The sequence below is a fragment of the Pseudomonas putida genome (assembly GCF_005080685.1).
In the GTDB taxonomy this organism is placed as follows: Bacteria; Pseudomonadota; Gammaproteobacteria; order Pseudomonadales; family Pseudomonadaceae; genus Aquipseudomonas; species Aquipseudomonas putida_V.
Genome location: NZ_CP039371.1, coordinates 32466 through 57481, shown reverse-complemented (window position 1 = coordinate 57481; position 25016 = coordinate 32466). Strand labels below are relative to the sequence as shown.

At 55.2% G+C, this 25016-nt stretch carries 24 protein-coding genes and 2 pseudogenes; 10 read left to right on the top strand and 16 right to left on the bottom strand.

Annotated elements, in window-relative coordinates; genetic code table 11:
• Nucleotides 1–216: 216 nt before the first annotated feature.
• Together E6B08_RS00285 and E6B08_RS00280 are read right to left on the bottom strand one after the other, a co-directional pair.
• On the bottom strand, nt 217–1524 hold the full coding sequence (locus E6B08_RS00285; protein ID WP_009395904.1) for an OprO/OprP family phosphate-selective porin: 1308 nt from the start codon (nt 1522–1524) through the stop codon (nt 217–219).
• Between the two features lie 210 nt (nt 1525–1734).
• Nucleotides 1735–2703 (bottom strand): LysR family transcriptional regulator, encoded by a 969-nt coding sequence (locus E6B08_RS00280; RefSeq protein WP_011953108.1) that lies wholly within the window; start codon nt 2701–2703, stop codon nt 1735–1737.
• Between the two features lie 257 nt (nt 2704–2960).
• On the opposite strand from E6B08_RS00280, the gene E6B08_RS00275 reads away from it, so the two are divergent.
• Genes E6B08_RS00275 through E6B08_RS00265 form a run of 3 tightly spaced genes read left to right on the top strand, consistent with a single transcriptional unit; the run spans nt 2961 to nt 5777 of the window.
• On the top strand, nt 2961–3380 hold the full coding sequence (locus E6B08_RS00275) for a GtrA family protein (protein WP_010951446.1): 420 nt from the start codon (nt 2961–2963) through the stop codon (nt 3378–3380).
• Nucleotides 3346–4329: a glycosyltransferase family 2 protein gene (locus E6B08_RS00270; protein ID WP_010951445.1), complete on the top strand. Its 984-nt coding sequence runs from the start codon at nt 3346–3348 to the stop codon at nt 4327–4329. The genes E6B08_RS00275 and E6B08_RS00270 overlap by 35 nt, the downstream gene beginning before the upstream one ends.
• Entirely contained in the window at nt 4323–5777 is a 1455-nt protein-coding gene (locus E6B08_RS00265; RefSeq protein ID WP_010951444.1) for a phospholipid carrier-dependent glycosyltransferase, read from the top strand. Before E6B08_RS00270 ends, E6B08_RS00265 begins: the two co-directional genes overlap by 7 nt.
• Before the next feature lie 82 nt (nt 5778–5859).
• Here E6B08_RS00265 and E6B08_RS00260 read toward each other — a convergent pair whose 3' ends face one another.
• Complete coding sequence (locus E6B08_RS00260; protein WP_010951443.1) at nt 5860–6081, bottom strand: hypothetical protein; 222 nt, start codon at nt 6079–6081, stop codon at nt 5860–5862.
• 266 nt (nt 6082–6347) lie between these two features.
• Here E6B08_RS00260 and E6B08_RS00255 point away from each other — a divergent pair, with 266 nt between their 5' ends.
• A complete protein-coding gene (locus tag E6B08_RS00255; RefSeq protein WP_010951442.1) occupies nt 6348–6935 on the top strand; it encodes a hypothetical protein in 588 nt (195 codons plus the stop codon).
• Nucleotides 6936–6992: 57 nt separating this feature from the next.
• On the opposite strand, the gene E6B08_RS00250 is transcribed toward E6B08_RS00255, so the two are convergent.
• Together E6B08_RS00250 and E6B08_RS00245 are read right to left on the bottom strand one after the other, a co-directional pair.
• Entirely contained in the window at nt 6993–8411 is a 1419-nt protein-coding gene (locus E6B08_RS00250; RefSeq protein ID WP_011953107.1) for a heavy metal sensor histidine kinase, read from the bottom strand.
• Nucleotides 8408–9082 carry a heavy metal response regulator transcription factor gene (locus E6B08_RS00245; RefSeq protein ID WP_015268421.1) on the bottom strand — a complete coding sequence of 225 codons (675 nt, stop codon included), beginning with the start codon at nt 9080–9082 and terminating at the stop codon, nt 8408–8410. Before E6B08_RS00245 ends, E6B08_RS00250 begins: the two co-directional genes overlap by 4 nt.
• Before the next feature lie 689 nt (nt 9083–9771).
• Between E6B08_RS00245 and E6B08_RS00240 the strand changes: the two genes are divergently transcribed.
• Nucleotides 9772–10098: a DUF2790 domain-containing protein gene (locus E6B08_RS00240; RefSeq protein ID WP_011953106.1), complete on the top strand. Its 327-nt coding sequence runs from the start codon at nt 9772–9774 to the stop codon at nt 10096–10098.
• Between the two features lie 32 nt (nt 10099–10130).
• Here E6B08_RS00240 and E6B08_RS00235 read toward each other — a convergent pair whose 3' ends face one another.
• From E6B08_RS00235 to E6B08_RS00225, 3 genes are all read right to left on the bottom strand, one after another.
• A complete protein-coding gene (locus E6B08_RS00235; RefSeq protein ID WP_011953105.1) occupies nt 10131–10481 on the bottom strand; it encodes a DUF3147 family protein in 351 nt (116 codons plus the stop codon).
• A gap of 157 nt (nt 10482–10638) precedes the next feature.
• Nucleotides 10639–11544 carry a cation diffusion facilitator family transporter gene (locus E6B08_RS00230; protein ID WP_010951438.1) on the bottom strand — a complete coding sequence of 302 codons (906 nt, stop codon included), beginning with the start codon at nt 11542–11544 and terminating at the stop codon, nt 10639–10641.
• A 54-nt stretch (nt 11545–11598) separates the two neighbouring features.
• Nucleotides 11599–11937 carry a zinc ribbon domain-containing protein gene (locus E6B08_RS00225; protein WP_071890582.1) on the bottom strand — a complete coding sequence of 113 codons (339 nt, stop codon included), beginning with the start codon at nt 11935–11937 and terminating at the stop codon, nt 11599–11601.
• Between the two features lie 490 nt (nt 11938–12427).
• On the opposite strand from E6B08_RS00225, the gene E6B08_RS00220 reads away from it, so the two are divergent.
• Complete coding sequence (locus E6B08_RS00220) at nt 12428–14125, top strand: phosphoethanolamine transferase (RefSeq protein ID WP_003298414.1); 1698 nt, start codon at nt 12428–12430, stop codon at nt 14123–14125.
• 122 nt (nt 14126–14247) lie between these two features.
• Nucleotides 14248–14376: a hypothetical protein gene (locus E6B08_RS31285; protein ID WP_003253468.1), complete on the top strand. Its 129-nt coding sequence runs from the start codon at nt 14248–14250 to the stop codon at nt 14374–14376.
• Nucleotides 14377–14519: 143 nt separating this feature from the next.
• On the opposite strand, the gene E6B08_RS00215 is transcribed toward E6B08_RS31285, so the two are convergent.
• From E6B08_RS00215 to E6B08_RS00205, 3 genes are all read right to left on the bottom strand, one after another.
• The gene (locus E6B08_RS00215; protein ID WP_011953104.1) at nt 14520–14726 is read right to left on the bottom strand and encodes a hypothetical protein; all 207 of its coding nucleotides are present in this window, start codon (nt 14724–14726) and stop codon (nt 14520–14522) included.
• A gap of 14 nt (nt 14727–14740) precedes the next feature.
• Nucleotides 14741–14965: a hypothetical protein gene (locus E6B08_RS00210; RefSeq protein ID WP_011953103.1), complete on the bottom strand. Its 225-nt coding sequence runs from the start codon at nt 14963–14965 to the stop codon at nt 14741–14743.
• A 205-nt stretch (nt 14966–15170) separates the two neighbouring features.
• Nucleotides 15171–15359 carry a hypothetical protein gene (locus E6B08_RS00205; RefSeq protein WP_015268417.1) on the bottom strand — a complete coding sequence of 63 codons (189 nt, stop codon included), beginning with the start codon at nt 15357–15359 and terminating at the stop codon, nt 15171–15173.
• Nucleotides 15360–15426: 67 nt separating this feature from the next.
• On the opposite strand from E6B08_RS00205, the gene E6B08_RS00200 reads away from it, so the two are divergent.
• Nucleotides 15427–16577 (top strand): IS3 family transposase gene (locus tag E6B08_RS00200; protein WP_087535084.1). Its coding sequence is split into 2 segments (ribosomal slippage): nt 15427–15661 and nt 15661–16577, totalling 1152 coding nucleotides; the frame shifts between segments, so codons are not numbered across the junction.
• 482 nt (nt 16578–17059) lie between these two features.
• Here the strand turns inward: E6B08_RS00200 and E6B08_RS00190 are convergent.
• Nucleotides 17060–17368, bottom strand: coding sequence for a hypothetical protein (locus tag E6B08_RS00190; protein WP_012312015.1), 309 nt, complete (start codon nt 17366–17368; stop codon nt 17060–17062).
• Between the two features lie 412 nt (nt 17369–17780).
• Nucleotides 17781–18437, bottom strand: coding sequence for a hypothetical protein (locus E6B08_RS00180; protein ID WP_012312014.1), 657 nt, complete (start codon nt 18435–18437; stop codon nt 17781–17783).
• 206 nt (nt 18438–18643) lie between these two features.
• Between E6B08_RS00180 and E6B08_RS00175 the strand changes: the two are divergent.
• A pseudogene (locus E6B08_RS00175) lies at nt 18644–19432 on the top strand (SIR2 family NAD-dependent protein deacylase).
• A gap of 317 nt (nt 19433–19749) precedes the next feature.
• Here the strand turns inward: E6B08_RS00175 and E6B08_RS31405 are convergent.
• The 3 genes and pseudogenes from E6B08_RS31405 to E6B08_RS30760 form a co-directional block, all read right to left on the bottom strand.
• A complete protein-coding gene (locus E6B08_RS31405) occupies nt 19750–20004 on the bottom strand; it encodes an STAS-like domain-containing protein (RefSeq protein WP_128337688.1) in 255 nt (84 codons plus the stop codon).
• A gap of 174 nt (nt 20005–20178) precedes the next feature.
• Complete coding sequence (locus E6B08_RS30950) at nt 20179–21198, bottom strand: ATP-binding protein (protein WP_015268415.1); 1020 nt, start codon at nt 21196–21198, stop codon at nt 20179–20181.
• 423 nt (nt 21199–21621) lie between these two features.
• A pseudogene (locus E6B08_RS30760) lies at nt 21622–21957 on the bottom strand (helix-turn-helix transcriptional regulator); the annotation flags it as partial.
• Between the two features lie 249 nt (nt 21958–22206).
• Here E6B08_RS30760 and E6B08_RS00155 point away from each other — a divergent pair.
• Nucleotides 22207–24735 carry a heavy metal translocating P-type ATPase gene (locus E6B08_RS00155; protein ID WP_135192439.1) on the top strand — a complete coding sequence of 843 codons (2529 nt, stop codon included), beginning with the start codon at nt 22207–22209 and terminating at the stop codon, nt 24733–24735.
• The last annotated feature ends 281 nt before the right edge of the window (nt 24736–25016 follow it).

Here is a 25016-nt window from a genome sequence, read left to right as displayed (position 1 = left end):
TCATGAATAGGAGTCAGGTTTGATTTGCTTGCACGGCCACCATGCAAAGCCCGACGCGGCAATCACATCAGATTCGCCGAGCTTTGGCAAGAGCGGTCATCGGTAAGCGAAAGCAGGTAGGAGGAGGGCGCTCCATGCTTGATCACCTCCAGAAACAGGAAAGCCGGAAGCACGTTGAGCGCTTCCGGCTTTCTCACGTCAGACTGATGAGAGGGATCAGAAGACGTATTGCAGGCGGGTCACGATGGCATTGCCGCTGTCGTCGCCCACGGTGTTCTCGTTGTTGTCGGTGCGCACGTTGATGTAGTTGGCACTGACTTTCACCGCCTCGTTGACGTACCAGTTCACACCCACCGTGTGGCTCTTGGCCTTGCGCTCGTTCGATTGGTCCGCCGCGGTGACCAGGTTGCCGTCTTCGACCTTGATATCGTCAAAGCGGTAGAAGACTTCCCAGGCCCCCAGTTCCTTGTTCTCTGGTTTGATAGTGTCGAACTTGGCACCATCGAGCTTGTAGATACGCGGCTCGCCGGTCAGGGTGTAAGCCATCTGGGCGTAGTAACCGGAGGCCTTCATGTCGTTGTTGGCCTGGTCAGCTTTCAGCTTGCGGCGAAGGTATTCCGCTTGAACCGAGAACGGGCCGGTGGCCCAGGCACCTTCGAGACCCCAGACCGAGTCGTCCTTCCACAGGCCATCTTGTGCAGCAGCACCGCCAAACAGCATGCGGTTGCCGTTGGTGCCGGCATCGCCGCCGCCATTGGTATCTACACCGCGGACGCCCAGACGCGAACGAATCCGGGTATCGACCGCACTGTTTTTGAGGTCGCGGTAAGCGTACTGAGCACCGACGTGCAGGACGTTGCCATCACTGTGCAGCGGTGCGAACACGCCACGTACGTTGTAGCGCTTGGTGCTGTCGCCATCCGAGTTGTTATTGGTTTCGCTGAAAACGCTACCGGAAACATAAGCCATGTCAGCGATGGTGCTGGTGGCTTGAACACCCATGCCGGCGTTGTCGTTGATCCAGTCCGCCAGGTCGTACGAGAGGTTCCGCTCCATGGCGGTGGTCCACTTCGAACTGGTGGCTTTCTCAAGACCGAAGTCGGTGTAGAAACGGCCAAAGCGCAGTTGCACCGGCTTGAAACCCGTGTAGGTCAGGCTGGCTTCGTCGAAGTAGCCGTCGGAGTCGTTGCCCGTGTTGCGGGAAAGGTCGTAGTTGAGCTGATACTTCCAGTCGCGGTACAGCACGCCACCGAGCTCAAGGTAGGCGCGACGGAAGTAGCCTGCGTCAGCGGTATCGCCATTCTTGGTGAAGACACCATCGAAACGGCCGTAGTCGGCCTGAACTCGGCCGCCCAGTTTGAAACTGAATTCCTTGTCAGAAGTCGATACTTCAAGACCGCCCTTGGTCTTCAGAACGATGTCAGCTCCGTCAGTGGTTACTGTTCCGGAGAATGCTTGCGAGGAAAATGTGCCTATTATTGCGGCAGCCAACAGCTTTTCCCGCATGTTCGAAGAACGGATCATTGCTTGCCTCTCGTATGTTAAGTGCTTAGCTACCGACGTTATATTTCGCCCTGCGCCGGCCTAAATTTATCTTGCAGATGGGAGCAGGCCACGGTTGTCACCCGCTGTAACAAGATGCCTTTGTTCTAAGCACTCTGACTAGGTTGCAAGCGAATATGACAGTTGTGTTTCTGTAGTGTTAACGGAGGAGTTTGAAACCTAACAAAACTGTTACCGAACAAGCCAGTCCTTCTTATCAAAGAAGCTCTTCTTGATCAATCTTCGAATTTCCAAAACCTGCGGATTGCGGACAAGCTTCGTTTTGATAACAAGATAGACATCTTTCTCCTCCAGGTCGTCCAGGAAACCCGGCACGGGTAGGATATTTCTCTCCAGTTTTCGGCTGTAGTCGGGCAGCACTCCAATACACGCACCGCCAACGACAAGGCCTCGTGATAGGTTGTAGCTCTTGACCCGAGTGGTACCGCCCTGATGCTCAGCCATTATCGATGCCCACTTTCGTGAGCCCGCCAAGATCTCTTCATCCCAAGGGACAACGAGCATGAAGTTGTGCAAATCCAAGCTCTCCACTGGAAGGGTGACGCTTCTTGAATAGCGGCTGGAAATGAACAGGGCGTGCCCAATCCGGCCAAGCCTTTCAAACCTATACGTAGGATGGCGATCAAGCGCGCCTTTATCATCTGGGCTCACCAAAGCGATACCCACATCGACTTCACACTCAGAAAGCATCTGCGTTGTGCATTCTGAATGGATTTCCAGCTGCATTTCGGCATGATCACGCACGTAGGCGACTAGATCGCGGTTTACGATGTCGTTCAGCACTGGCTCTGTGATCGCGATGGTAAGCCTGGGGACTTCCTTTTCACCGGACTTGCCAAGGCCGTCTGGGCCGAAGAGCTGGCACAGGTAATGGCTGACCCTCTCGCCTGTGCGGGTCAGGGCAAGCTTGTTGTGTTTGTAGACAAACACGGGAGCACCAATGTGCTCTTCCAGTTTCTCCAAGCGTTTCCGCAGGCCTACCACTGGCACATTGAGCCCTCGGGCAGCCTGTTTGAAACTGGCACAACGTGCTGTTGCGAAAAACTCTACGGCCAGCTGATCATCAATTGGCAAATCATCCAATATGTCAGGGCTGTAAGGAACAACGCTGCTTGTATATGTTTCATTTTGTGTAACCATTAGGTCCCCCTTAATTCGGGGAATCTATCTCAATGCCACCCGGTGTTTCCTTATCTTGTCAACATTGTAATCCACGGGTCATGCATGCGTTATCGGAAGGCTTTTATTTCGAAAGCGTAATTTTCAGGCAATCCCTCTGATATTGTAGCGTGCTAGCCTAGTGCGCCGACTTGTTACTTACCATATATAGATTCGGCTAATTACGCATTTACATTTAGTTCACTATTTTTTCACCTTTGCCTCCATAGGCTTTGGGCATGGAAAATCAAACCCCACCTCTTACTACCTTACTGATTCGTTATCTGGGGATCGGCTTCATAGCAACGGGAGTCCATTATGCGGTGTTCCTATTGCTGGTTACGACAGAATTCGTTACTCCGTTACTGGCCAGTATCTGTGGCGGCATGGTTGGCGCAATCGCGAGCTTCATTGGAAATAGGGCGCTCTGTTTTGTGGCAGATGGCTCTCGTAAGTTTCAGCCTGTCAGGTTTGCACTGGTCGCGTTAACCACAAACTTCGGCAATGGCGTGGGTATGTGGTTCCTCATCAAGTCGAATCTGTCACCGCTCATCTCCCAAGTCGTAGTGACCTTAAGCCTCACTGCACTTGGATTCATTGCACATCGTTTTTGGACATTCAATCATGCAGACATTACATCGCTTTCCCGAGCGCCCTGATCCCTTGTTAACCATCGTGGTCCCTTGCTTCCAGGAAGAGGAAACCATCCCCGAGTTCCACCAGCGAATCACCCGCGTGGTGAAGCGCTTACCCGTCTCCTGCGAAATCCTCTATGTCGACGACGGCAGTAATGACCGGACGGCCGACATTCTTCGCCACTATCAGGATGGGTCATCTGTACGTTGCCTGTCCCTGAGTCGCAACTTCGGCAAAGAGGCTGCACTGAGCGCCGGGATAGACCATGCCCGTGGCAGTGCGCTGATCTTCATTGATGTCGACCTGCAGGATCCACCAGAGCTCATCGCGGCCATGGTGGACTACTGGCAACGCGGCTACGACGTGGTGAACATGCAGCGCAACCTGAGAATCGGTGATTCGTGGTTCAAGCGCATGAGTGCCCGGGCTTACTACTGGGTCATGCAGCGCCTGGTGGAGAAGGTGGACATGCCGGCCGATGTCAGCGATTTCCGATTGATTGGGCCTGCGCCGCTGGCAGCCCTGCGGGCCCTGGATGAACGCTCCAGGATTCTCAAAGGCATGATCGGCTGGGTAGGCTTTCGTACCATCGAACTGCCCTACAATCGCACTGTTCGCCATGCCGGGAGCACCAAATGGAATGCAGCTGGCCTGTTCAATCTGGCCATCGAGAGCATCGTCAGCTTCTCTCGCAAACCACTGCGCATTTTCAGCCTCATCAGTTTCGGTCTTTTCGTCTCCAGCATCTGCTACATGCTTGCGTCGCTTGTGGCAGGCAGTTTCGACATCCATCACCTGATCGTCGGAATGGCTTCATTCATGTGCGTCGGTGTCGCCATGGTGGGGGAGTACCTGGGCGTGACACTCGCGGAAGTGAAGCGCCGGCCTCTCTATTTCCTGAAGCACAGCAACAAGGCAGATCCCGTGTCACTCCACCCTTCGATGGCTTCGATCGAGGGTAAGAAATGCTGAACCTGAAGAACGAGAGGACGCTGTGGTGGGTCCTGGGTTCGATTTTGCTATTGCGTTTGGTGGGGCTGGGCATCTACCCGCTGATGGACACATCTGAGGCCCGTTACGCTGAAATGGCTCGCAAGATGGTCGAGTTGAATGACTGGATCACGCCCATGTTCGACTACGGGGTACCGTTCTGGGGCAAGCCTCCGTTGTCCTTCTGGACCCAGGCCGCGAGCATGACGGTCTTCGGCGTTAACGAGTTCGCTGCGCGCTTCCCAGCGTGGCTACTCCACCTGGCAAGCTGTTTCATCATCATCAAACTCGGCACGCAGCAGATTTCTCGTAACGCCGGCATCTGGGCTGCCATTATTTTTTCCAGCACCACACTTGGCCTGGTCTCCAGCGGTGTTGTGCTGACTGACCCTGTTTTGTCGTTCTCGATTCTGCTGGCCAGCTACGGTTTCTGGCGTTGGATGAAGTGCGCCAGCAAGGCGGATGCCTACCTGATGTTCGCAGGTCTCGGGCTGGGCTTGCTTGCCAAAGGGCCGCTGACCCTGGTGCTTATGGGGGCGCCGGCATTCGCCTGGTTCGTTATCTACAAGGAATGGGGACGGGTACTGAGGCTTCCCTGGATTAGCGGCCTTGTACTCATGTTCGGTATATCCGTGCCATGGTATGTCGCGGCCGAGATGAAAACGCCCGGCTTCATGGAGTACTTCTTCGTTGGTGAGCACTGGAGCCGCTACGTCGTCAGTAACTGGGCAGGGGACCTCTATGGTAGTGCTCATGCCAAGCCGTACGGCAGCATCTGGATCCAGCTCGGATTGTCGCTACTGCCATGGGCCTTGTTTCTACCACTGTTGATCCGCAAGCGTGGATCGATGCAGCGCTTCAAAGCCTACCTCTGGCTGTGGGCCTTGGCGACACCGGTCTTCTTCACATTTGCAGGCAACATTCTGTGGACCTACCTGCTACCCGCGCTGCCAGCGTGGGCATTGCTGCTGTCTGCACGGGTCAGCGAAGTTGGCCCGAAGACCACCTGGGCTGCCGCTGCGAGCGCATTGGTGTTGCCAATCATCGGTGCGGGCATCATCTACGCCGGGGTACTAGAGGAGCGCCCTCAGAATCAGCGGGATGTGGTTCAAGCCTGGCTCAATGTGCAGTCTGCTCATTCCGCTCCCCTGATCTATCCTGGCCGCCGCTCATACTCGTCGGAGTTTTACAGCAGCGGGAAGTCCGAGAACATCAAGGATCCTGCCAAGTGGCCGCGGGATGGCTCGTTCTATCTGTCCAGGCGCTTGCGAGACAGCAAGGATGGTCTGCCCGCTGATCTAGCTTGCACATCGATCACCGAAGCGAACGCCAGCCAGCTCCTGCTGTGCCATTGGAAACGCCCCGCACAAGGTGCCGAGGGTCTGGCCGGAGAAAGCAATGCGGAAACGCCTCGCAAGAACGAAGGCTAAATTCCAAGCACAAAAAAGCCAGGTTTTACCCTGGCTTTTTTGTCGATTTCTTTCGTCATTTGAAGTCCTATTTAACCGCCGATTAATTGTCGGCTTGTTCCTTACCATCCTTGCTTTCTTTCTTTTGCTCTTGAGCGACTTGTTGTTTGTTCTGGTCCGAAGAGTCATCGCTCCATAGGCGAGCCTGTTCGGTTCGGAAGTTCTCGTTGAACTGTTTCGTTCGCTCGAAGCCGCCTTCAGCGTAAGCGGTACCCATGAGACCCAGCAGCAGGCTGCCAATAGCGATAGATTTGACAAATTTCATTGTGAACCTCGGTTCATACTAGGCCAACCTGATTAGCGGCCTTTGTTGGTTTGTAGTTTAGGAACGCGAAGCTAACGACAAGGTGAGTCAATAATTACAATTCCGTAATTTTGGCTGCAGATAGGATGCGTTAAATCTTCAAATCTGGAAGGATCATGTCTATCTCGGCACTGTCGAGGGCGACTTCGAATTTTCTCTTAAATTACAATTTTGATATCTAGCGCGTTAATTCAGCGCGGCGTTGTTGGCCGCCCTAGGAGATAGCCATGAATGACATAGAGCCCTGGGCAGTTGCTATCGGTGACTTTCGCCGCTGCACTGAAAAACTCACTGTCCAGCTCGATGAGCTGACCTCGCAGACGCGCACCTCCAGCGCTGTTCTGGAGAGGTCGAACGAACTGGTGGAGCAGGTGGACGCTGTCGGCCGGCAGATTCAGGAGGAGGTGCGAAAGGCGGAGAAGGCTTGGTCGAACGCGGAGGAGGTTGCCTTGCGCGCCGCTGCATCAGCGTATTCAGCTGCATGCCGCGGAGTCGACACCGCCATCCAGCCACTGATCTCGGAGCTTACAGCAGCGACAAAGGCGGCGGACGCCTCTATCCAGGAGCTCAAGCGGGCACCGGTGCTGGCCAAGCGTTATGTGATGGTGGTCGCCACGGCGTTCTTCATTCTGGCGCTGATCTGTGTCTACTCGACCATGCGCCTGATCGATGCCGCCGGCAGCGTAAGTGCTCAAGAGAAAGTGAATGCTCAGTACTTCTCACACCTGTGGAAAAACGCCAATCCTGACGAACAGAAGATTATTAAGTCGGTGATTCTGCGGTCGCCCATGGACCCTGTGGTCCTTCGGCACTGATGCATTGAGGCAAACAAAAGGCCCGTCGATTGACGGGCCTAATCGTGTCTGCGCAATTTAAGCGGCGGTCATTGCCGGCTGCATTTGCTGGGCTTCCGGAAAGTGAAGGTGGAACCAGGTGAAGTTTTCTTCGGTCACCTCCACGCTCGCCGATCCCTGGTGCAGACTCATGATCGACTGCACAATGGCCAAGCCAAGACCGGTACCGCCTTCGCTCCGTGCTCGGCTCTTGTCCACACGGTAGAACCGCTCAAACAAGTGCGCGTGGTGTTCCTTGGCAATACCACGGCCGGGGTTGCCGACACTCAACGTCGTACCGCTCGCACTATGCTGCACCTTAACGTAGACCGTGCGGCCGCGAGGGCAGTAACGGATCGCGTTCGAGACCAGATTCGAGACGGCACGTTGAACCATCAGGCGATTCCCGCGCACCACGTCATCACTGCCGGAGATCTGCAGCTGAATCTCGCCTTCTTCTGCTGAAATGCTGAAGAGCTCGCACACTCGCTGAACCTCGTCGACCAAGGAGACGGATTCGAACTCCACCATTGATGCTGGATGACTGACCTGGGCCAAGAACAGCATGTCGGAAACCATGCGGCTCATGCGGTCCAGCTCTTCTGTGCACGACTCCAGAACCTCCCGGTACTCGGAAAGCGATCGTTCTCTGGTCAAGGCAACCTGGGCCTTGCCCATCAGGTTGGAAAGCGGTGCTCGAAGTTCGTGAGCAAGGTCGTCAGAAAACTGCGAGAGCTGCTGAACCCCATCATCCAGGCGAGCCAGCATGATGTTGATGCCGTCGGCGAGCATTTTGAGTTCTGCCGGCATCCCATCAGTTGGAAGGCGATGGTCGAGGCTCTCGGTTGAGATTTTCGAGGCGATCTTGAGGAACTTGGTCAGTGGTAGCAGGCCTCTGCGCACAGTCCACCAGCCAATGGCCAAGATCAGTGCGAGGATGACGGGGGACATCATCAAGGCCCAGGTCAGCAACGCATCGAGCAGCGCCTCACTGGATGACTGGTCCATGGTCATATAGACGCTGACCTCTGTTCCATCGCCCAAACGCATGATTCGAGAAGCACTCAGCAGAGGACGGTCCTGCGTATCACGCCATTCGTGCTCTTTGGGCTGGGCCGCCGGCTGAAACTTGTGCACCTCCAGATTGACCTGTTTCGAGCCAATCGAGAGCAGGGGAGTCTGATTCTGTGAGGTATCGAATATGCTCACATACAGGTTGTTGTGGCCCATGACCAAATCGACAAGCTGATGCGCATCCGCGTTGACGCCGGAGATGTCCGGGATGGTGGACAGGTTGTGAGCCATCCCCGCCATCTTTACTTCCAGGTCTGCTCTGGCATTTCTTTCCAGAGCCTTGCCTACCATCAGATAGCCAAAGGTGGCGAACAGAAGCAGCAACGCTGCGCTCATCAACCCAACTTTTAACCCCAGCTTTGCAGCCAGGCTGAATGGCCTCATGCGCGTTCCTCAAAAACGTACCCAACGCCACGAAGCGTGTGAATGAGCTTGGTTTCAAACGGCTCATCGATCTTCGAGCGCAAGCGCCGGATGGCTACATCGATGACATTGGTGTCGCAATCGAAATTCATATCCCAGACCAACGAGATGATCTGAGAGCGAGTCAGCGCTTCGCCCGTTCGGCTCATGAGCAGGTGCAGAAGCGCAAATTCCTTGGTGGTGAGATCGATGCGTGTGCCACCGCGGAAGACGCGATGGCGGACGGAGTCGAGTTCCAGATCGGCAATTTTCAGCGAGCTCTTCTCGACTAACTCATCACCACGGCGTTGCAGCGAACGGATGCGAGCAAGCAGCTCAGGGAATTCGAATGGCTTCACAAGGTAGTCATCCGCGCCGCCGTCCAAGCCCTTGAGCTTGTCATTGATGCGTCCGCGGGCGGTCAGCATGATGATGCGGACCCGGCTGGTCTTACGGATGGTTTCCAGCAGGTCCCAGCCGTCGATACCCGGGAGGTTCACGTCCAGGAGGACCAACGAATAGACATTAGTGTTGAACAAGTGCAGAGCATCTACACCGTTGTGCACGATATCTACGACATACCCGCTTTCGGATAGGCCCTGCTGAAGATATTCGGCAGTTTTAATTTCGTCTTCCACAACTAGAACGCGCATAACTTATCTCAAGGTGTGAGGAAGGAGTTGGCCTAATCCGCCAAGATTATGGTTGCAGGCTGTTCGAAAGTTTGGCTGAGGGTATGGCATGTGGTAGTCGCTACCTCTGTCCATACGCCGGGTCACCTGAGGACGCTTGAATCTTAACGCGAAGAAGCTGGCCGCGGCGAAATCCTACAAATTTGTAATGTAGCCGCAAGATTTCTGACAGTCATGCAGGCTCCACCCCTAAGCATAGCGGATTCTGGGGCCTGCGGCGGTGTATGACAGATTCGCCTGGCAGGTGGAATCGGCCAGGACAGGCAGCATTTCGGTCGTTAGCTTGCAAGGACTGGTACTGGCCTTGGATCGAGGGCGCCACGCAGGCAGACCCCATGCACGGCCGCAAACCGCAGCGCCTTTCTGCAAATTAGTTCACGTGGCGGCTCGATATTCTCTCGAATAATTATCTTACAATCTATTACATGTCCAAATTGTAATTGCCCGATCATCTTGGTGTTAGCCTCCTTTGCTAGTTTAAGGGCAGCGGAAGAGGCATCGCTGCTTTGGAAATTGTCTCATTTCAAAGCAGCTTGGCAAGAGCACCGAGCAGTTGTTCGCGCCAGTGCATTCACCTGTAAACCATACGCTCCTTTGGTAGGTGAATTTTAGCGCCCCCCTACGGGCGCTTTTTTATTAAGGGACTTCTTATGAACACTACTGTATCAGCGATCGCCGTGTTTTTGCTCTTTACATCACTAACAGCCAATGCCCAAAGCGGTATGGAGATCAATAAACGCATCGAGCGTACTGCTAGAGAGGCTACAGCGGATTATGCTCAACGCGTAAAAAAGCCCATGCCTCAACTAGAAGACTACGCCTATGGCATGGACCTGGACGTTGGTAAGTTGGTGTATGTATCACCCAGTGTGCGGTACTGCGGTAATGTAAGAAGCATGATGACCTACGAAGACTCGAAAGGCGAACTGCACATGGTTCGCTACCTGGTGAAGGGCGAGTGTGTTAATAGCCGTTAAGACTCATCAAGATGATCCCTGCGGCCACCGGATCATAGAAGCTCAATGCCGAACCGGCGCAGCAGTATGGCGAAGCCTCCGAAGCTGGCCATTGTGATGAGGATGCTGCTGATCAGTGTCGGCCAAAAGCCGAGCTTAGGTAGCAGCAATGGAAAAGCAATAAACATCGGTAGGGTCGGAAGCACGTACCAGAACGTGTACCAAGCATGGTTGGAGATCTTCTCCATGCTCTGGTTCTCTAAATAGAGCCAGACCAACGTCACGACCGTGACCAAGGGTAGGGCGGCGACCAAGCCGCCCAGCTTGTCGCTGCGTTTCGCCAGCTCTGACACGAGAATCACTATACCGGCAGTGAGTAGGTACTTCGTGATGATCCAGGCCATCGCTGAGCCTTCTGGAGGTTGTTGACGAGGGCAGGCGAAGCCATTCACCAACCCCCTTGAAGCGCTCCTGCCGTTTACGGCATCCCTCACCGCATTTTTTTTGCAACATCACCCTCAGCCAGGAGGGTGATGTGTTTGCATGGTGTTTACCGATCGGTCAGTGCGAGGGTGAGGGAACGCTCTCGTGGAAAGCTGCCCGCTCGATCTGGATGGTGCAGTGATGGATTTCGAATGCATCGCTGACAGCATCCACGACGGCCGCCAACACAGCATCCCCATCTGCAGAATCCCGAACCACTACGTGCGACGTCATCACGTTACTGCCACTGCTGACAGCCCACACGTGCAAGTCATGAACGTCCGTCACGCCATCTACTCCGAGGATGGTGGCCTCGATTGCCGTAACGTCGAGCCCCCTCGGGACACCCTCCATGAGGATCCCCAGGCTTTCGCGAAGCAACTGCCACGTCCGCGGCAGAACCCAAAGGCCGATCGCCACAGCGACAATCGTGTCGACCCAGGTCCAGCCGGTGAAGCGGATGATAAGTGCCGCGATGATTACGCCAAGCGAGCCGAGCATGTCGCTCCAAACTTCGAGGTAGGCTCCTTTGACGTTGAGGCTTTCGTTGCTCGCAGATGCCAGAAGGCGCATCGAAATTAGGTTGATGATCAGGCCGGCGATTGCGATCCACATCATCGCTCCGGTAGCGATCTCCGCCGGCATGAAGAAGCGCTGGTAGGCCTCATACAAGATGTACATCGCCACCAGGAAGAGCAGCACGGCGTTGAACGTCGAAGCCAGAATTTCCAGGCGCGCATAGCCGAAGGTTCTTTTCTGATCCGCCGGCCGCTTGGCTATCTGAAGTGCAATCAGTGAGATCGCCAAGGCGGCAGTATCTGTGAACATGTGAGATGCGTCCGACAGCAGCGCCAGGCTGCCGGTAATCCACGCACCGATCACTTCTGCAATCATGAAGCTGCCAGTCAAGCCGAGCGCCATGATTAGCTTCTTCTGATGCCCCTCGCGTACTGCAGCGCTGCCATGGTCATGATTTGAACCCACGTATTTCTCCTTGCGCAGGGTTGTGGTCTCGTTGGCCTTCCTGTCTACCTAGCCTTAGAGCGTCGCTTGGCCACAGTGACTGCAAAATCTTGCTCCTGCACTCAGCAGCGAGCCGCAGGCGGTGCAACCACTCGATAGCGGTGTTCCGCAGTTTAGACAAAAGCGTGCTGACGGATCGTTGGCCGTCCGGCACTGCCTGCAGCCCTGCAGATCTTTGATGGGGGCAGGAGTGGGAGGGCGCCCGCCGTCATACACCTGATTACCGCCGTCGCAGCCCTGCTGCCGGCCATGGCGATCATATTGCTCGGCCCCATGTCCCCCGCTGTGGTGCTTGCCTCCACCGTGGTTTCCACGGCCATGGTGCCCGCCCAGGATGTTTTTGAAAAAGCTCATGGTATTCGCCCCTCATTGATGGGTGACATATTAACGAGCAAAAGTTGAAAATAATATTCTGCTCGCGAGAAAGACTTGTAAGTTGAATTGAAAGTTCAAAATTAGCCTACGACAAAACGAAACCGTTTTGTTTGTGAAATTAAATTTATCTAGCTGAGCGGAGCATTGCTTTTGGTGGGTAGTATCCCCCTAATTTTGATCATAGCGTGATCAATGACAATCAAAACAGCAGTAATTGGATTTCTGTCAGCATTGTAATCCCGAGGTCATCGTGTCGTTATCAGGTCCCGGAAATAATGCGCTCAGCGAGATTCATTTCTCTTTTTATCCCTATGCCTCACACATACTAAGCGTCCCCAACGCCTAGGGGCCTAAGGCCTCTGACGCTCCGCACATTGCGCAATCGCTCAGCATCTGTCGACGGTTTGCCTTGTAGCTCCCGCTAACTCCATAGCTACCGCCATGGATAAGCAGCTTCCAGAGTTTGATAATGACACCTTCCAAATCCATTGTTCACACCCTGTTAAGCAAATGGATCTTTGCTATTCGCAATGCGCGGCAGAAAGGCATCAGTACTAATTTGCTAATCGGCCTGGTGACTTTTTGGTTACTGCTATTCGCGAACGCTGAGCTCTGGAACGTGCTCTGGAAGCTGGTATTCAAAACCGATGAAGTGAACTGGCAGCTAGCGGCTAGCCTCCCAGTCATAGTATTCGCATGGGTGTTTACCGTTCTGAGCTTGCTGTCATGGGGGCGGCTGGCCAAACCCATACTGTGCCTGGTACTGATCAGCGCGTCTTTTGCGAGTTACTTCATGAATGCCTACGGCATCGTGATCGATTACACAATGTTCACCAACGTTGTGGAGACCGACGTCGCTGAGGCAACCGAGCTGCTGAATTGGAAGCTCGGTCTTTGGGTCGCAATGGTTGGGGTGTTGCCCGTCTACCTGATTGCCCGGGTTCCCCTCCGGCGCAAGCCTTGGGCCAAAGCTTTGGTCAGCAGGTTCATTGCTCTGTCGCTCGCTCTGTTGACCTTATCTGGCATCGCGTTGAGTCAGTACCAGTCGTATGCCTCCTTGCTGCGCAACAATCGGGAGATCCGGCTGATTCTGGTACCTACCAACTTGTTTGCGGCTGGCCATGGGTACCTGAAGCGTCAGCTGGCCTCACCTAAAACGCTGACGGCCATTGGTACTGATGCGGTAGTTAATCGACAGGGTGCGGCTCGTAAACCCAGGCTGCTGGTACTGGCAGTAGGAGAGACCGCTCGCTCCGCCAACTTCTCCCTCAACGGCTACTCCCGTGAAACGAATCCGGAACTAGAAAAGCGAAATGTCATTAGCTTCACGAACGTGAGCTCCTGCGGTACCGCTACCGCGGTCTCGCTGCCATGCATGTTCCTGGACGTGGGTAAGGCCCAGTACAAAGATGGCTTGGCCAAGAGCCGAGAAGGGCTGCTCGACGTGCTTCAACGCGCTGGCATCAGTGTCATGTGGACTGACAACAACTCGGGGTGCAAAGGGGTCTGCGACAGGGTTCCCAACCACAAGGCTGCCTCTCACGCGGATTCCCAACTGTGCACCAGCGAGGAGTGTAAGGACGGGGTGCTGCTCACGGAGATGCAAGACTTCATCAAGCGCCAGGAAGGCGATGCTGTCCTGGTGCTCCACTACAAAGGCAGTCACGGCCCGGCCTACTACAAGCGCTACCCCTCGCAATTCAAGAAATTCGCACCGGTGTGCGAGACCAACGAGCTCGACAAATGTAAGCAGGAGGAGGTGGTCAATGCCTACGACAACTCAATCCTCTACACCGATTATGTGACTGCAAATCTCATCGATATCCTGGCGGCCAACACCAAGTTCGACACTGCGCTGATGTACGTTTCGGACCACGGCGAATCGCTGGGGGAGGGTGGGCTCTATCTACACGGGCTGCCTTACGCGATGGCTCCTGACGAGCAAACAAAGGTGCCGTTGGTACTTTGGATGTCTGACTCGCTCGCGAAGAGCGAAAAGGTCAACGTGGGTTGTTTGAAAGCTCAAACCACGTCACCGCTGAGCCACGACAACCTGTTCCACACCGTGCTCGGCATGATGAACGTCCAGACGTCTTCGTATCGCTCAGCGCTGGATTTCACTGCCCCTTGTAAGCCCTTTGTCGGAGGCTCTTATTCTGGCCTCTGAATGTTCGATGTGGACCGGATCATCGGCCAGGCGGTTCTGCACCAGCCTGCTTTGACAGCTGAGAGAAGCTGGACTAATTACATAGCTGCATTCAACAACCCAAGCGGAAAAGGAAGTTTTGCATGAGCATCAAGCCAGGCCCAAAGCGCACCAATGAAGATGGCACTCCGGACAAAAGGCAGCGAGTCACCCCTGAAAAGCAGAAGGACCATCCGGACCTGAAACCCCACAAGCACAAAAAGGGGGAGTAAGAAAAAAGCAGCTCTCGGGAGCTGCTTTTTTTTTGGGGCTGTGTGCAAACCCTCCCGACCGTCTCGCTGATCAATCGGACCGCGTCGTGAGTCTTCCGCTTGGCTTGATGGATTCTGAAGCTACCTCCGGATCGGTTATCCCTTCAGTGCGGACGACGAGACTGATATCCCAGAGCGTTGAGCTGATACTCGCTGACAGCCCGAAATTGTGATTCTGCGATTTGACGCAGGCGCTCAACCTCTTCGGCAGATGAGCCAGAAGCCTGCGCCTCGTGGTATTGCTTCATCGCATCCACTGCGTCGGTATACATGGGGTGGTCGGGGAGAAGAGCTGGTATCTTTTTCGTCATGTAGCGGCAGGTCCTCACTGGATAGTCGACGGTGGTTTACCTGCTTTGAGGAGCTGAAAATCAATGACCGCCTGATAGAGCGAATCTGCCAATAGGTGAAGACGCTGTACCTCAAGGTCTGGCAATCCAGCAGCCTCCGCTTCGTGGGCCTGTCGGATAGCTTCAAGCGCTTGCCTCATCAGTGGCTCACCAGCCTCGACCATTCCAATGAATGTGCGCTTCACAACATTTTGCTCCATTCAGCTGAAGATGAATTATAGGACACCGCGGCGTGGCAAGGCCCCGAGCAGCACAGGTGTTCGACGTCCGGCTGAACGAACCAATGAGGAGCGCGCTGGCCTGGGGAGTGGCCAGGGCGCGTGTCATAGCTACGTTGTAAACCACTTTTTTCACTGTAAACCACTGTGGTTTACAGTGAAAAAAAGTGGTTTACAGCAGGCCTCCTCAGGCCTGAGTCAGCTCCAGCAGATCGCCCAGTTCCTCCCGGGCCATCTTCACTCTATCCATTCTGCGATAAGGATGATCAACCGGCATCCGGATAAGAGATTCGAACCAAGCCGAATCGAATTTGATGACTTCCTTGTGAATGTGCTCAAGCTCACCTCCGCGAGGCTGTGACACTACAAACTCCATGCTTTGAATCGCCCCTGGTTTCGTAGACACCTCCAAGCCTCATAATGAGGCCCAAATAGGAGGTGCCATGAGTCGTCAGCGTTACCCCGAAGAATTCAAGATCGAAGCGGTCAAGCAAGTGACCGAGAAAGGCAAACCTGTCGCCGATGTCGCCCAGCGCCTGGGCATGTCCGTGCACAGTCTTTACGCCTGGATCAAGGTCTACAGCAAGCCCCAAGAGCAGCGTCAGCAAGACGACGATCAGCAGGCCGAACTGCGCAAGCTACGCGCTGAACTCAAGCGCGTGACGGAAGAGCGAGACATCTTAAAAAAGGCCGCCGCGTACTTTGCCAAGGAGTGCGGCTGAAGTACGCCTTCATCAAGAAGCACTCGACTGATTACCCGGTGCGGCGCCTTTGCCAAACCCTCAAGGTGCACCCCAGCGGCTATTACGCCTGGCTGGCCGAGCCTCAATCTGCCCGAGCAAAAGAAGATCAACGTCTGCTTGGCTTGATCAAACACGCTTGGCTGGAAAGCGGAGGTGTATACGGCTACCGCAAAATTCACGATGACCTGCGTGAGCTGGGAGAGGAATGCGGCCGAAATCGAGTCAGGCGCTTGATGCAGGCGGAGGGACTGCGTTCTCAAACGGGCTATCGGCGGCGTCCAGGGTTCTATGGTGGAAAACCAACAGTGGCCTCGCCCAACCACCTCGCGCGGCAGTTCAAGGTAAGTGAGCCGAACAAGGTCTGGGTGACAGATATCACTTACATCCGCACCTATGAAGGGTGGCTCTACCTCGCGGTAGTGCTGGATCTGTTCTCACGCCAAGTAATTGGTTGGTCAATGAAGCCAAGGATGTGCAGCGACCTGGCTATCGACGCGATGTTGATGGCTGTTTGGCGACGCAAGCCTCAGCAGCAAGTTATGATTCACTCAGATCAAGGCAGTCAGTTCAGTAGCTCGGATTGGAAAAGCTTTTTGAAGGCCAACAATGTAATCAGCAGCATGAGCCGACGGGGAAACTGCCACGACAATGCCGTAGCCGAGAGCTTTTTCCAGCTTTTGAAGCGAGAGCGAATCCGACGAAAGATCTACACAACCCGTGAAGAAGCCCGAAGTGATATTTTCGATTACATCGAGATGTTCTATAACCCTAAACGCCGACACAGCAGTGCTATGCAGCTGTCTCCAGTAGAGTATGAGAAACGCTATTTCCTGAGCTTGGAGAGTGTCTAGAAAACCAGGGGCGATTCAAAAGCTTGCCTACATCGAATGCCGAGTCGCTGGCAGAAACCGGATTGAAATCGACGACCTCCACAAGGCTTACCGATCGAGCGCGTATACCACCAGCTCGAAAGAGGTCGAAGAACTGCAGTTGTTGGCCATTAGCAAAGGCAATCAAGGCGGGCATTTGGACCTGCGCTGTCCATTTGACTTACCTGTTGAATACAAGTCGAACGTGGTGAGTTTTAACAGGACAGACCGTGATCAGCGTGTACAGACAAGGGTCTTCGATTCGTCGGCTACCGAGACTGAGCGCACCCTACTGAGGCAGATCACCCAACCGGATGAGAACGCTCCGGTCAAAGCGCCTCGTCGTAAACCGCTTCCAAAGGCGACCGACGAAGACCTAGCACTAGCCTTCCATCGATACGTGGACTCACAGTCCCCGTCCTCACCTAAAAAGCCGAAGTAGCATGGCTGGTTTGGCTTTCAAATCAATGACCATCACGGAAGAAGTCATCCCTGGAAGCGAGGCCGAAGTCATCCTCGGGCTGCTGCGGATCACCTTCAAACATGTTGGCTGTGCGCCGCTCTTGCTTGAGGTAAGCGATGGTTTGGAAGAAGCAAGGTTCACATAGGTGTACCTCATAGCGCTCTCCGTCATGCAGTGCACCAAAGCCCCAGTGCGCCTGGAGCACCCCATACTGCAGGCTGCCGTTTTCCAAACGTGTGGAGGAGCCGCATACGTCGCAGCTCACGTCGACCACCGCTTCTGTTTCTACACGACCAGTGATTTTCATCATGAAGCCTCTGCCAACGTTGGGACAAATGATTACGCCAGAGTTGGGCCTTGGAGAGCATCAATATGCGCCGTATCGGTATTCCTGCGGCGAGAGTCGGCCGCCTGGGCCGAATAGCAAGTGGGAGGTATAACGCTCCAGAAAAGCTATGGCTTCCTTCTGAACGCATCCCTCGTAGTAGGCTCGCCGGGCTAGCGGAACTGTGGCCCGATTTTTCAGGCACAGCTTCACCAACTCTGATAACAAATAACCGCGAACGTCATATCGAGCATCAACCGCCTTGATCACCGTCGAATAGCAATCATGGAAGACGGGTCGCCAGTTACGATCGTTGCGGGGAGCTGGTTGACTGCTCATCTTTGATCCCCTGAGACACTATCCATCGGGCGCGTCACGGTATGCAATCTGAAGCCGTTCATCTAATCACACGTCTTCCTCTTGGCTTTTTCTTTGCCGCAGCTAGCACCCATTCTGGGGCGGATGACAGCAAGGCTTTGGGGGCGATACCGCCCAGAGACGAATTTTCTGATTGGAACCAAGCCGCCATAGACCACTCGTCCATGCGAGTCGAGAGAACGGACAATACGTCGCAAAGGCTGCTGATCGGTTGATAGCCGTTGCTACCGTCCAAAGCATAAGCGGGGAAGAAGTCGACCTTCCCAGGTCGAAGCGAGAAGATCTGACCATCAGCCAGTAGCTGGTCGGGGTCAACTCCACCCCCTGGGGTGGAGGTAGATGCGAGCTGAAGCCATTGCTTGCCTGATATCCAGTCTCCGCTTTGGAAGACCCTGGAGCGGATGAGCCCGGCTGAAACGCCACTCTTCAGGATGGATTGAGGCACCGACTCTGCGGGGAGAAAGCAGTCGATGATGAGATCTAGCGCTTCCTGGGGGTATTCATCCAGCCGCCACTCGAATAGATCGTTGTACATCTGCAGGCCACCAAGGTAAGCATCGATCGTCCGGTCTGAATTGGCTTCAATCGACAGGGTAGCAACCAAAGCGACCTTGCTTTTATTCAGGGCGGTTGAAGGCTCATGTCGGGTCTGGATGTGAGCAAAGGGAGTGGTCATATGCACCTCCCGCGATGGGGCTAGAGATAGCTGTAGGTCGGGTAGCTGAAATCCATTGGAGGTTTACTAGAGCGGTAGCAGCAGTATGCGGCACCCTGCGCTCTACGCTTGGTTTTCCGATCAAACGCGAGTGCTTTAGCTGGGATGTGCGGCCGTTACCGTGTTTACTGCAAGGGAGTCCCCGCTGCGGGGCTGAGGTGTGTCCAATGAGCAATTTGCAAAGAGCTGCTGAGGCTTTGCGCAGGTCCAAGAGGGTCGTTTTTTTCACGGGTGCTGGCATCTCTGCTGACAGCGGAATTCCGACCTTCCGCGACAAGCTGACAGGCCTCTGGGCGAAGCATGACCCTCAGCGTCTCGAAACAGCGGACGCCTTTCGCAAAAATCCAGCTCTCGTCTAGAGCTGGTATCTTTGGCGCCGGCAGCAGGTTGGCCAGGCCAAACCTAACTTGGCTCATCTATCTATTCCACGGATAGCTGATGCTGGCTGGAACGTATCTGTCGTTACCCAGAATATTGATGATCTGCATGAACGAGCCGGCTCCAGTTCGGTGATACACCTTCATGGCCGCTTGATGGACGTGAAATGCTTCGGATGCCACCGGCCAGCAGAGTTATCACCAGATCAACTGGCGGTTCCCCCGGCGGGACAGATGATCGAGCCTCCGCGGTGCACTCGATGCAACGGGAGGTTGCGCCCTGGGGTGGTCTGGTTCAGAGAGAATCTTCCAGAGGATGCGTGGCGTTCAGCAGTAAGGCTTGTGGAAGCCTGTGACTTGCTGATTTCGGTGGGTACATCTGGCGTAGTCATGCCGGCAGCCGGTATTCCAGATATGGCTCTGGCGGCCGGGGCAACCGTGATCCATGTGAACCTTGACGACGTGGGGATGGACGGGGCGGAAGAGATAATGCTCGTTGGGCCTGCAGGGGTGGTATTACCCGCTTTGCTTCAAGCCGCAGGAGTTGCAGGTCCGTTGCAGCTTGATGGTTTTACTTAAGGAGCCAAGCCAGCTCTCCAATCCGCAGATGCTGTGCACATTTTTTTGCACATATCTCACGCCACGATACCCCAGTAGATTCAGGCTTTTCGCAGCCTTTGCATAGGTGAGTCGCGATGGATTTCTACACATCTCAATGAGGAAACCTAAGCTCCGTTTTCCACGTATTCCTCCGCTACAGAACGCTTTTCTGCGGTGTGTCCCCTGACATTCGCTTTTCAGGGCGAGCTATGGGGGCCACTCAAGACGGCTATCTTTTGCCTGGCACCAATGAAAAGGCCCTCAATATTGAGGGCCTTAAATTCAATGCGGATCCGTCACGCGGGCATTTTTTGCAGCTGTCGAACTCGATCATGGACCACAAATTTAATGATTCCTTTGACATCGTTGGTGCAGTTTTCAAAGGCAAGGCGCGATACCACCTGGCGACCCTCCTTCAGAATCAGCGCCCCGATCAACTCGTCGACGAAGGACTGAGTGACATCGTTCCCAGCGAAATCTATGACAACGCTCTCACCACTGCTGAGCGAGCGTTCGATTTCGGTACGGTAGGGGATCGCTGAAGCTCGCATTCCGTACGTTCGGATAGAACTATCCCTACTTAATCGAATTTGAGTTTGCATGTCGTAACCCCTTGTATTGCATAATCCTTTTTTGCAGCCCGAGAGTTTCAGTTGACGCTGAATCTCCCATTTACCGCTCCTTGCATGATCGACTCTAGCCCTCGAGCTATCAAAAAGCCAGAGCTAGCGGAAATTCAGATCTAGGTCGAGATCGTCGTCAACCTGTCCTGCATCGTCCTTCGGCAGCAAGTCACTGATCGAAATGGTGGGCAGCAGCTCACGGGTACAGCTAAACGCGATCGATACACCATTCCACAGCGCATCATGCAGCTCCTGAGACTGCCGACGCTTTGTGTCATGTATGCCATTGCCGCTCACGATGATCAAACCACCGCCCGCCGCGTCTGCAATTTTTGCGGTAGTTGTTAACCCGATACCTTGGTTCTCGCTACCCAGGATCTGGGCCATCGCACCCCGGTTGCAGCTCACTCGCGGTTTGAGTGCCGCCTCGATCGCGTGCAAATGCGTGCGGTCATGAAGCTCAGGGTGATTCCTCAGTGTCGCGAGAAACCCACACCCATTATCGACGATGGCCATGCGTACAAGGTTCAATTTTGGATAAAACTGACAGGTCAGCCAAACGGCGGCGTCACCACGTCCCTCTCTGCGGGCGTGAGTAAGCGAGTTTTCCAATAGCTCCTTGAGCGAATACTCCAGAGGGCCCCGGTAGGAGTCAAACTCATTCCGTCCCGTGTGCTCGTCGACTGGGGCATCCGGGTCCGATTGAGTCAACCTTCCCGTAATAGCTCTAGCGAGGCGAGAGGCTGCAGCCTCTGCTTGATGGTGTTCGCTGATTTTGGTGATTTCCACCAACGAGGTGCTTCGGTCGTTTCGACGTCCTACCCCCGATAGATCTACACCCTCTACATCAATGTCCTTGAAAAAATCCATCCTGGCCAGGTAGGAGGTCAGGTCTCTGCTCAAAAACTGCATCGAAACTCGCTTCTGGACCAACTGGTTTTCAAACAACGCTCGCAGCGTGGCCATCCCTAACGGATCGATATACGAGAGGTTGCTAGCGTCTAAAACGATGTCACCAGGGCAGTTAATGATTTCTGCGCACACAGAAAACAGGTCATGGGGCGATCTTGAGCCAAGCCCCCAAGGAAGAACGATCGCGTTTTCAATATCGATGGCCTGCATGCAATTCCCTGGCAACGGAGCTAACCCTTTCGGATAGATATAGGGCTCGATAGTAGCCCATTGCCTGCCGGGTAAGCACTCACCTATTTTTTGACGAGTAGTGCCGGCATAGAATTGGCGCGCGGCAGTAGCGGCCTGTGGATGGTGGATCGCGCTCGCCTTGGGCTCAACACGCACGAAGAAAACACGGCCAACGCCCTGCCACGGGTCAGCCATTCAAGCAAAGATGGCCAGATCAAAGCCTTGTGCGAGAGCACTGGAGCAGGTTTGTGAGTCCGCCGAGCAGTTTCATCTCCGACGTCTGCTGTGGGCAAAGGCAAAGCTGGAAGGGGAACAGCGAAGAGTGACCCGATCAGCGCTGTACCGCACCGCATGTATCAGGTCTGGGGCTTGAGCTGTTAGATCGCATAAGGCTACCTTGGCCGGCAACTGGAGAACGAACTGCACCTCGTCTTCCAATGCGTTGGCGTGGAAGTAACTGAGGAAGTACTCGCTTTGACGGAACTGGTCAGAAGCGATCTCCTCCAGGCGTTACAGCCCACTGGGCAGGCCTTCCTGACAGGCCTGGTAGAAGGGGTCGAGCAAGTATAGGCCGTCCAGGCAGGAAAGCATGGACGGCGTTCCCCACCGGGAGCCGGCGTCGTACTCCTCCAGCGGCTTGGGCACTCCCTCGCCGGGGTACAAGGCAGCCAGCGCATTGTCGAAGGGCAACCACTGGTGCAGCAGCAGGATCAGCAACCTCCAGAAATGATCTATGCCATGACGCTACACCACAACAATAATCGACACGCTTACAGGAGCATTGATTGGCGTCACAGCTGTTCAAGGAGATGTTGTCTAGGCTGGACAATACGGCAGCGGCCGATATTTCCCACCCAGCTTGGGAGTTGATCATGACGGAGCCCATCGCCGTGGTACAGATCTGGCAATACCTTTTTGGCGGACTAAAGGCGGTATTGCACTGATCATGCTGGCCATATTTGGCCTGTTTTATGTGGCTCGTGCACTATGGCCACCTGTCACAGGCACTACAGTTATTTAATTTTGTTGCTCTGTCCGCTGACGCAACTCTTCGGGCACAACCATGGCGGGTATTCTCACCAGAAGGGTGAAAACTCGTCCAAACCGGACAACAAAGGGAACTACTTCATGCACACCGAATCGTGCCAGCATGACCATGACCATGACCATGACCATGACCACTCGCACCCGCATGAGCAACCGGATGGTAGTCAGCGCGATTTGGTATGCGGTATGACGGTGCCACCGGATAGTCGCTACTTCGAGCTATACGAGGGAAGGACATACCGCTTCTGCAGTGAAAAGTGCCTGACGAAATTCCGCGCAGCGCCTGTGCATTATCTTAGCCCTCCCCAGGACCAAGAACACGCGGGCCATCTCCACTCGGCTGCCCCGCAGCCAAGCAACGCGGCGGACGCCGAATACACTTGCCCGATGCATCCCCAAATCCGCCAGCGTGGGCCGGGCAGTTGCCCAATCTGTGGCATGGCCCTAGAGCCGGTAATACCGGAGCTTGAGGAAGACGAGAACCCGGAACTCAAGGACTTCTCCCGCCGCTTCTGGTGGACCTTGCCCCTGACGGTCATCGTGACCGTGTTGGCCATGACTGCCCACCAACTCCAATTGCTGCATGGTGCCACACAGAATTGGGTGGAGTTGATTCTGGCCACTCCCGTGACACTATGGGCTGGCTGGCCGTTTTTCGTGCGTGGGGTCGCATCGATTCGTAATCGCAGCCCGAATATGTGGACCCTGATAGGTTTGGGAACGGCTGCGGCGTACCTATACAGCGTTGCGGCCACAGTGTTCCCGCAGGTTTTCCCGACGACTTTCATGCAGGATGGCCGCATCGGTGTCTACTTCGAAGCGGCTGCAGTCATCATCTCATTAACGTTGCTCGGCCAAATGCTCGAGCTCAAGGCGCGCTCACAAACCTCCGCCGCCATCAAGTCGCTCCTGGGTCTTGCCCCCAAGACGGCCCGTCGCATCGGGGCCGATGGTCAGGAGGAAGATATTCCGCTCACCCACGTGCATACGGGCGACCACCTGCGCGTTCGCCCTGGCGAGAAGGTGCCGGTCGACGGGGTGGTCCTGGAAGGCGAAAGTGCTATCGATGAATCCATGCTGACAGGCGAGCCCGTGCCAGTGATGAAGAAAGCTGGGGATGCACTCATCGGTGCCACGCTGAATACCCACGGCAGCCTTGTGATGGCGGCGCAGAAGGTCGGCGCCGAGACAGTGCTCTCGCAAATCGTGCAGATGGTCGCGCGGGCTCAGCGCTCGAAAGCCCCGATGCAGCGGATGGCGGACACCGTGGCCGGCTATTTCGTCATGGGGGTGATTCTGGTCGCGCTGGTCACGCTCTTCGGCTGGGGGCTTTTCGGACCGGAGCCTGGCTGGGTCTTCGGCCTGATCAATGCGGTCGCGGTCCTGATCATTGCCTGCCCCTGCGCGCTCGGCCTAGCCACTCCCATGTCGATCATGGTCGCTACCGGGAAGGCTGCCAGCAGTGGCGTGCTCTTCCGAGACGCCAGTGCTATCGAGAACCTCTGCAAGATCGACACGCTGATCGTCGACAAGACCGGGACCCTCACCGAGGGCCGGCCAGTGTTTCATAGCGTGGTCGGTACCGGGCAGTTCATGCCACCCGAAGTCTTGCGCCTTGCCGCCAGCCTGGACCAAGGCAGCGAGCATCCGCTGGCACATGCGATTGTCGATCATGCGCGAGCGCATGGACACAGCTTGTCCAAGCCAGAGGCGTTTGAGTCGGGCTCTGGGATCGGTGTACGTGGCCAGGTGAACGGCAAACGGCTGCAGCTTGGCAACACGACCTTGATGGAAGAGGCTGGCCTCGACACCAGTCCGTTGCGAGACCGCGCCGAGCAGCTGCGTCTGGAAGGCATGAGTATCATGTACTTGGCCGTCGATGGCGTGCTCGCTGGCCTGCTAGCGGTGTCCGATCCGGTCAAACCCACCTCCAAGGAGGCGGTAACCCGGCTACAGGCAGAAGATGTGAAGGTCATCATGGCCACCGGCGACGGCCTGACTACGGCACGTGCGGTCGCGAAACAACTCGGCATCGAGGAAGTCCACGGAGAAGTGAAACCCGAGGACAAGGAGCAACTGGTGGCGCTCCTGCAGGGCGATAAGCGCCGGGTTGCCATGGCAGGAGATGGGATCAACGATGCCCCTGCGCTGGCCCGGGCTGATGTCGGGATCGCCATGGGAACTGGCACCGATGTTGCCATGAACAGCTCCCAGTTGACGCTGGTCAAGGGCGACCTGATGGGCATCCTGCGGGCCAGAACACTATCCGTGGCCACGGTGAAGAACATGCGTCAAAACTTGGGCTTCGCATTCTTCTACAACGCTATGGGCATACCGCTGGCGGCAGGTTTGTTCTACCCGCTTACCGGCCATCTATTGTCACCGATGATTGCGGCATTGGCCATGAGCGTAAGTTCGGCTTCCGTGGTATTCAACGCACTGCGGCTGAAGCGCGTAGTCACAGACTGAAATGGGCACACCGCAACCTATGAGAGGAAGTTCCGCCATCAGCGTTTCAACGCCTGATCCATATGACTGACTGTCTAGGGCTTTGGCCTTAGCGGGTATGTCCGCGAGTTCGGCGCCAATCTGGTCCTGATGGAGGACATCGGGCAACTGCGACGTCCGCCATCTTCTGCCAAGATCGTAAGGGACAATTGTGATGCAGCAGGGGCCGCCGCCAGAGGAGTTGGACAAGATTTCAGGGCGAAGATAAATCCTTTGACCGGGCCTTGACCTTGTCATCGTGT

Bases quoted from the DNA above. Each gene is read 5' to 3' on its own strand.
- E6B08_RS00285 (WP_009395904.1), bottom strand. From the start codon at position 1,524: ATGATCCGTTCTTCGAACATGCGGGAAAAGCTGTTGGCTGCCGCAATA.
- E6B08_RS00280 (WP_011953108.1), bottom strand. From the start codon at position 2,703: ATGGTTACACAAAATGAAACATATACAAGCAGCGTTGTTCCTTACAGC.
- E6B08_RS00275 (WP_010951446.1), top strand. From the start codon at position 2,961: ATGGAAAATCAAACCCCACCTCTTACTACCTTACTGATTCGTTATCTG.
- E6B08_RS00270 (WP_010951445.1), top strand. From the start codon at position 3,346: ATGCAGACATTACATCGCTTTCCCGAGCGCCCTGATCCCTTGTTAACC.
- E6B08_RS00265 (WP_010951444.1), top strand. From the start codon at position 4,323: ATGCTGAACCTGAAGAACGAGAGGACGCTGTGGTGGGTCCTGGGTTCG.
- E6B08_RS00260 (WP_010951443.1), bottom strand. From the start codon at position 6,081: ATGAAATTTGTCAAATCTATCGCTATTGGCAGCCTGCTGCTGGGTCTC.
- E6B08_RS00255 (WP_010951442.1), top strand. From the start codon at position 6,348: ATGAATGACATAGAGCCCTGGGCAGTTGCTATCGGTGACTTTCGCCGC.
- E6B08_RS00250 (WP_011953107.1), bottom strand. From the start codon at position 8,411: ATGAGGCCATTCAGCCTGGCTGCAAAGCTGGGGTTAAAAGTTGGGTTG.
- E6B08_RS00245 (WP_015268421.1), bottom strand. From the start codon at position 9,082: ATGCGCGTTCTAGTTGTGGAAGACGAAATTAAAACTGCCGAATATCTT.
- E6B08_RS00240 (WP_011953106.1), top strand. From the start codon at position 9,772: ATGAACACTACTGTATCAGCGATCGCCGTGTTTTTGCTCTTTACATCA.
- E6B08_RS00235 (WP_011953105.1), bottom strand. From the start codon at position 10,481: ATGGCCTGGATCATCACGAAGTACCTACTCACTGCCGGTATAGTGATT.
- E6B08_RS00225 (WP_071890582.1), bottom strand. From the start codon at position 11,937: ATGAGCTTTTTCAAAAACATCCTGGGCGGGCACCATGGCCGTGGAAAC.
- E6B08_RS00220 (WP_003298414.1), top strand. From the start codon at position 12,428: ATGACACCTTCCAAATCCATTGTTCACACCCTGTTAAGCAAATGGATC.
- E6B08_RS31285 (WP_003253468.1), top strand. From the start codon at position 14,248: ATGAGCATCAAGCCAGGCCCAAAGCGCACCAATGAAGATGGCACTCCG.
- E6B08_RS00215 (WP_011953104.1), bottom strand. From the start codon at position 14,726: ATGACGAAAAAGATACCAGCTCTTCTCCCCGACCACCCCATGTATACC.
- E6B08_RS00210 (WP_011953103.1), bottom strand. From the start codon at position 14,965: ATGGAGCAAAATGTTGTGAAGCGCACATTCATTGGAATGGTCGAGGCT.
- E6B08_RS00205 (WP_015268417.1), bottom strand. From the start codon at position 15,359: ATGGAGTTTGTAGTGTCACAGCCTCGCGGAGGTGAGCTTGAGCACATT.
- E6B08_RS00190 (WP_012312015.1), bottom strand. From the start codon at position 17,368: ATGATGAAAATCACTGGTCGTGTAGAAACAGAAGCGGTGGTCGACGTG.
- E6B08_RS00180 (WP_012312014.1), bottom strand. From the start codon at position 18,437: ATGACCACTCCCTTTGCTCACATCCAGACCCGACATGAGCCTTCAACC.
- E6B08_RS31405 (WP_128337688.1), bottom strand. From the start codon at position 20,004: ATGCGAGCTTCAGCGATCCCCTACCGTACCGAAATCGAACGCTCGCTC.
- E6B08_RS30950 (WP_015268415.1), bottom strand. From the start codon at position 21,198: ATGCAGGCCATCGATATTGAAAACGCGATCGTTCTTCCTTGGGGGCTT.
- E6B08_RS00155 (WP_135192439.1), top strand. From the start codon at position 22,207: ATGGCCACCTGTCACAGGCACTACAGTTATTTAATTTTGTTGCTCTGT.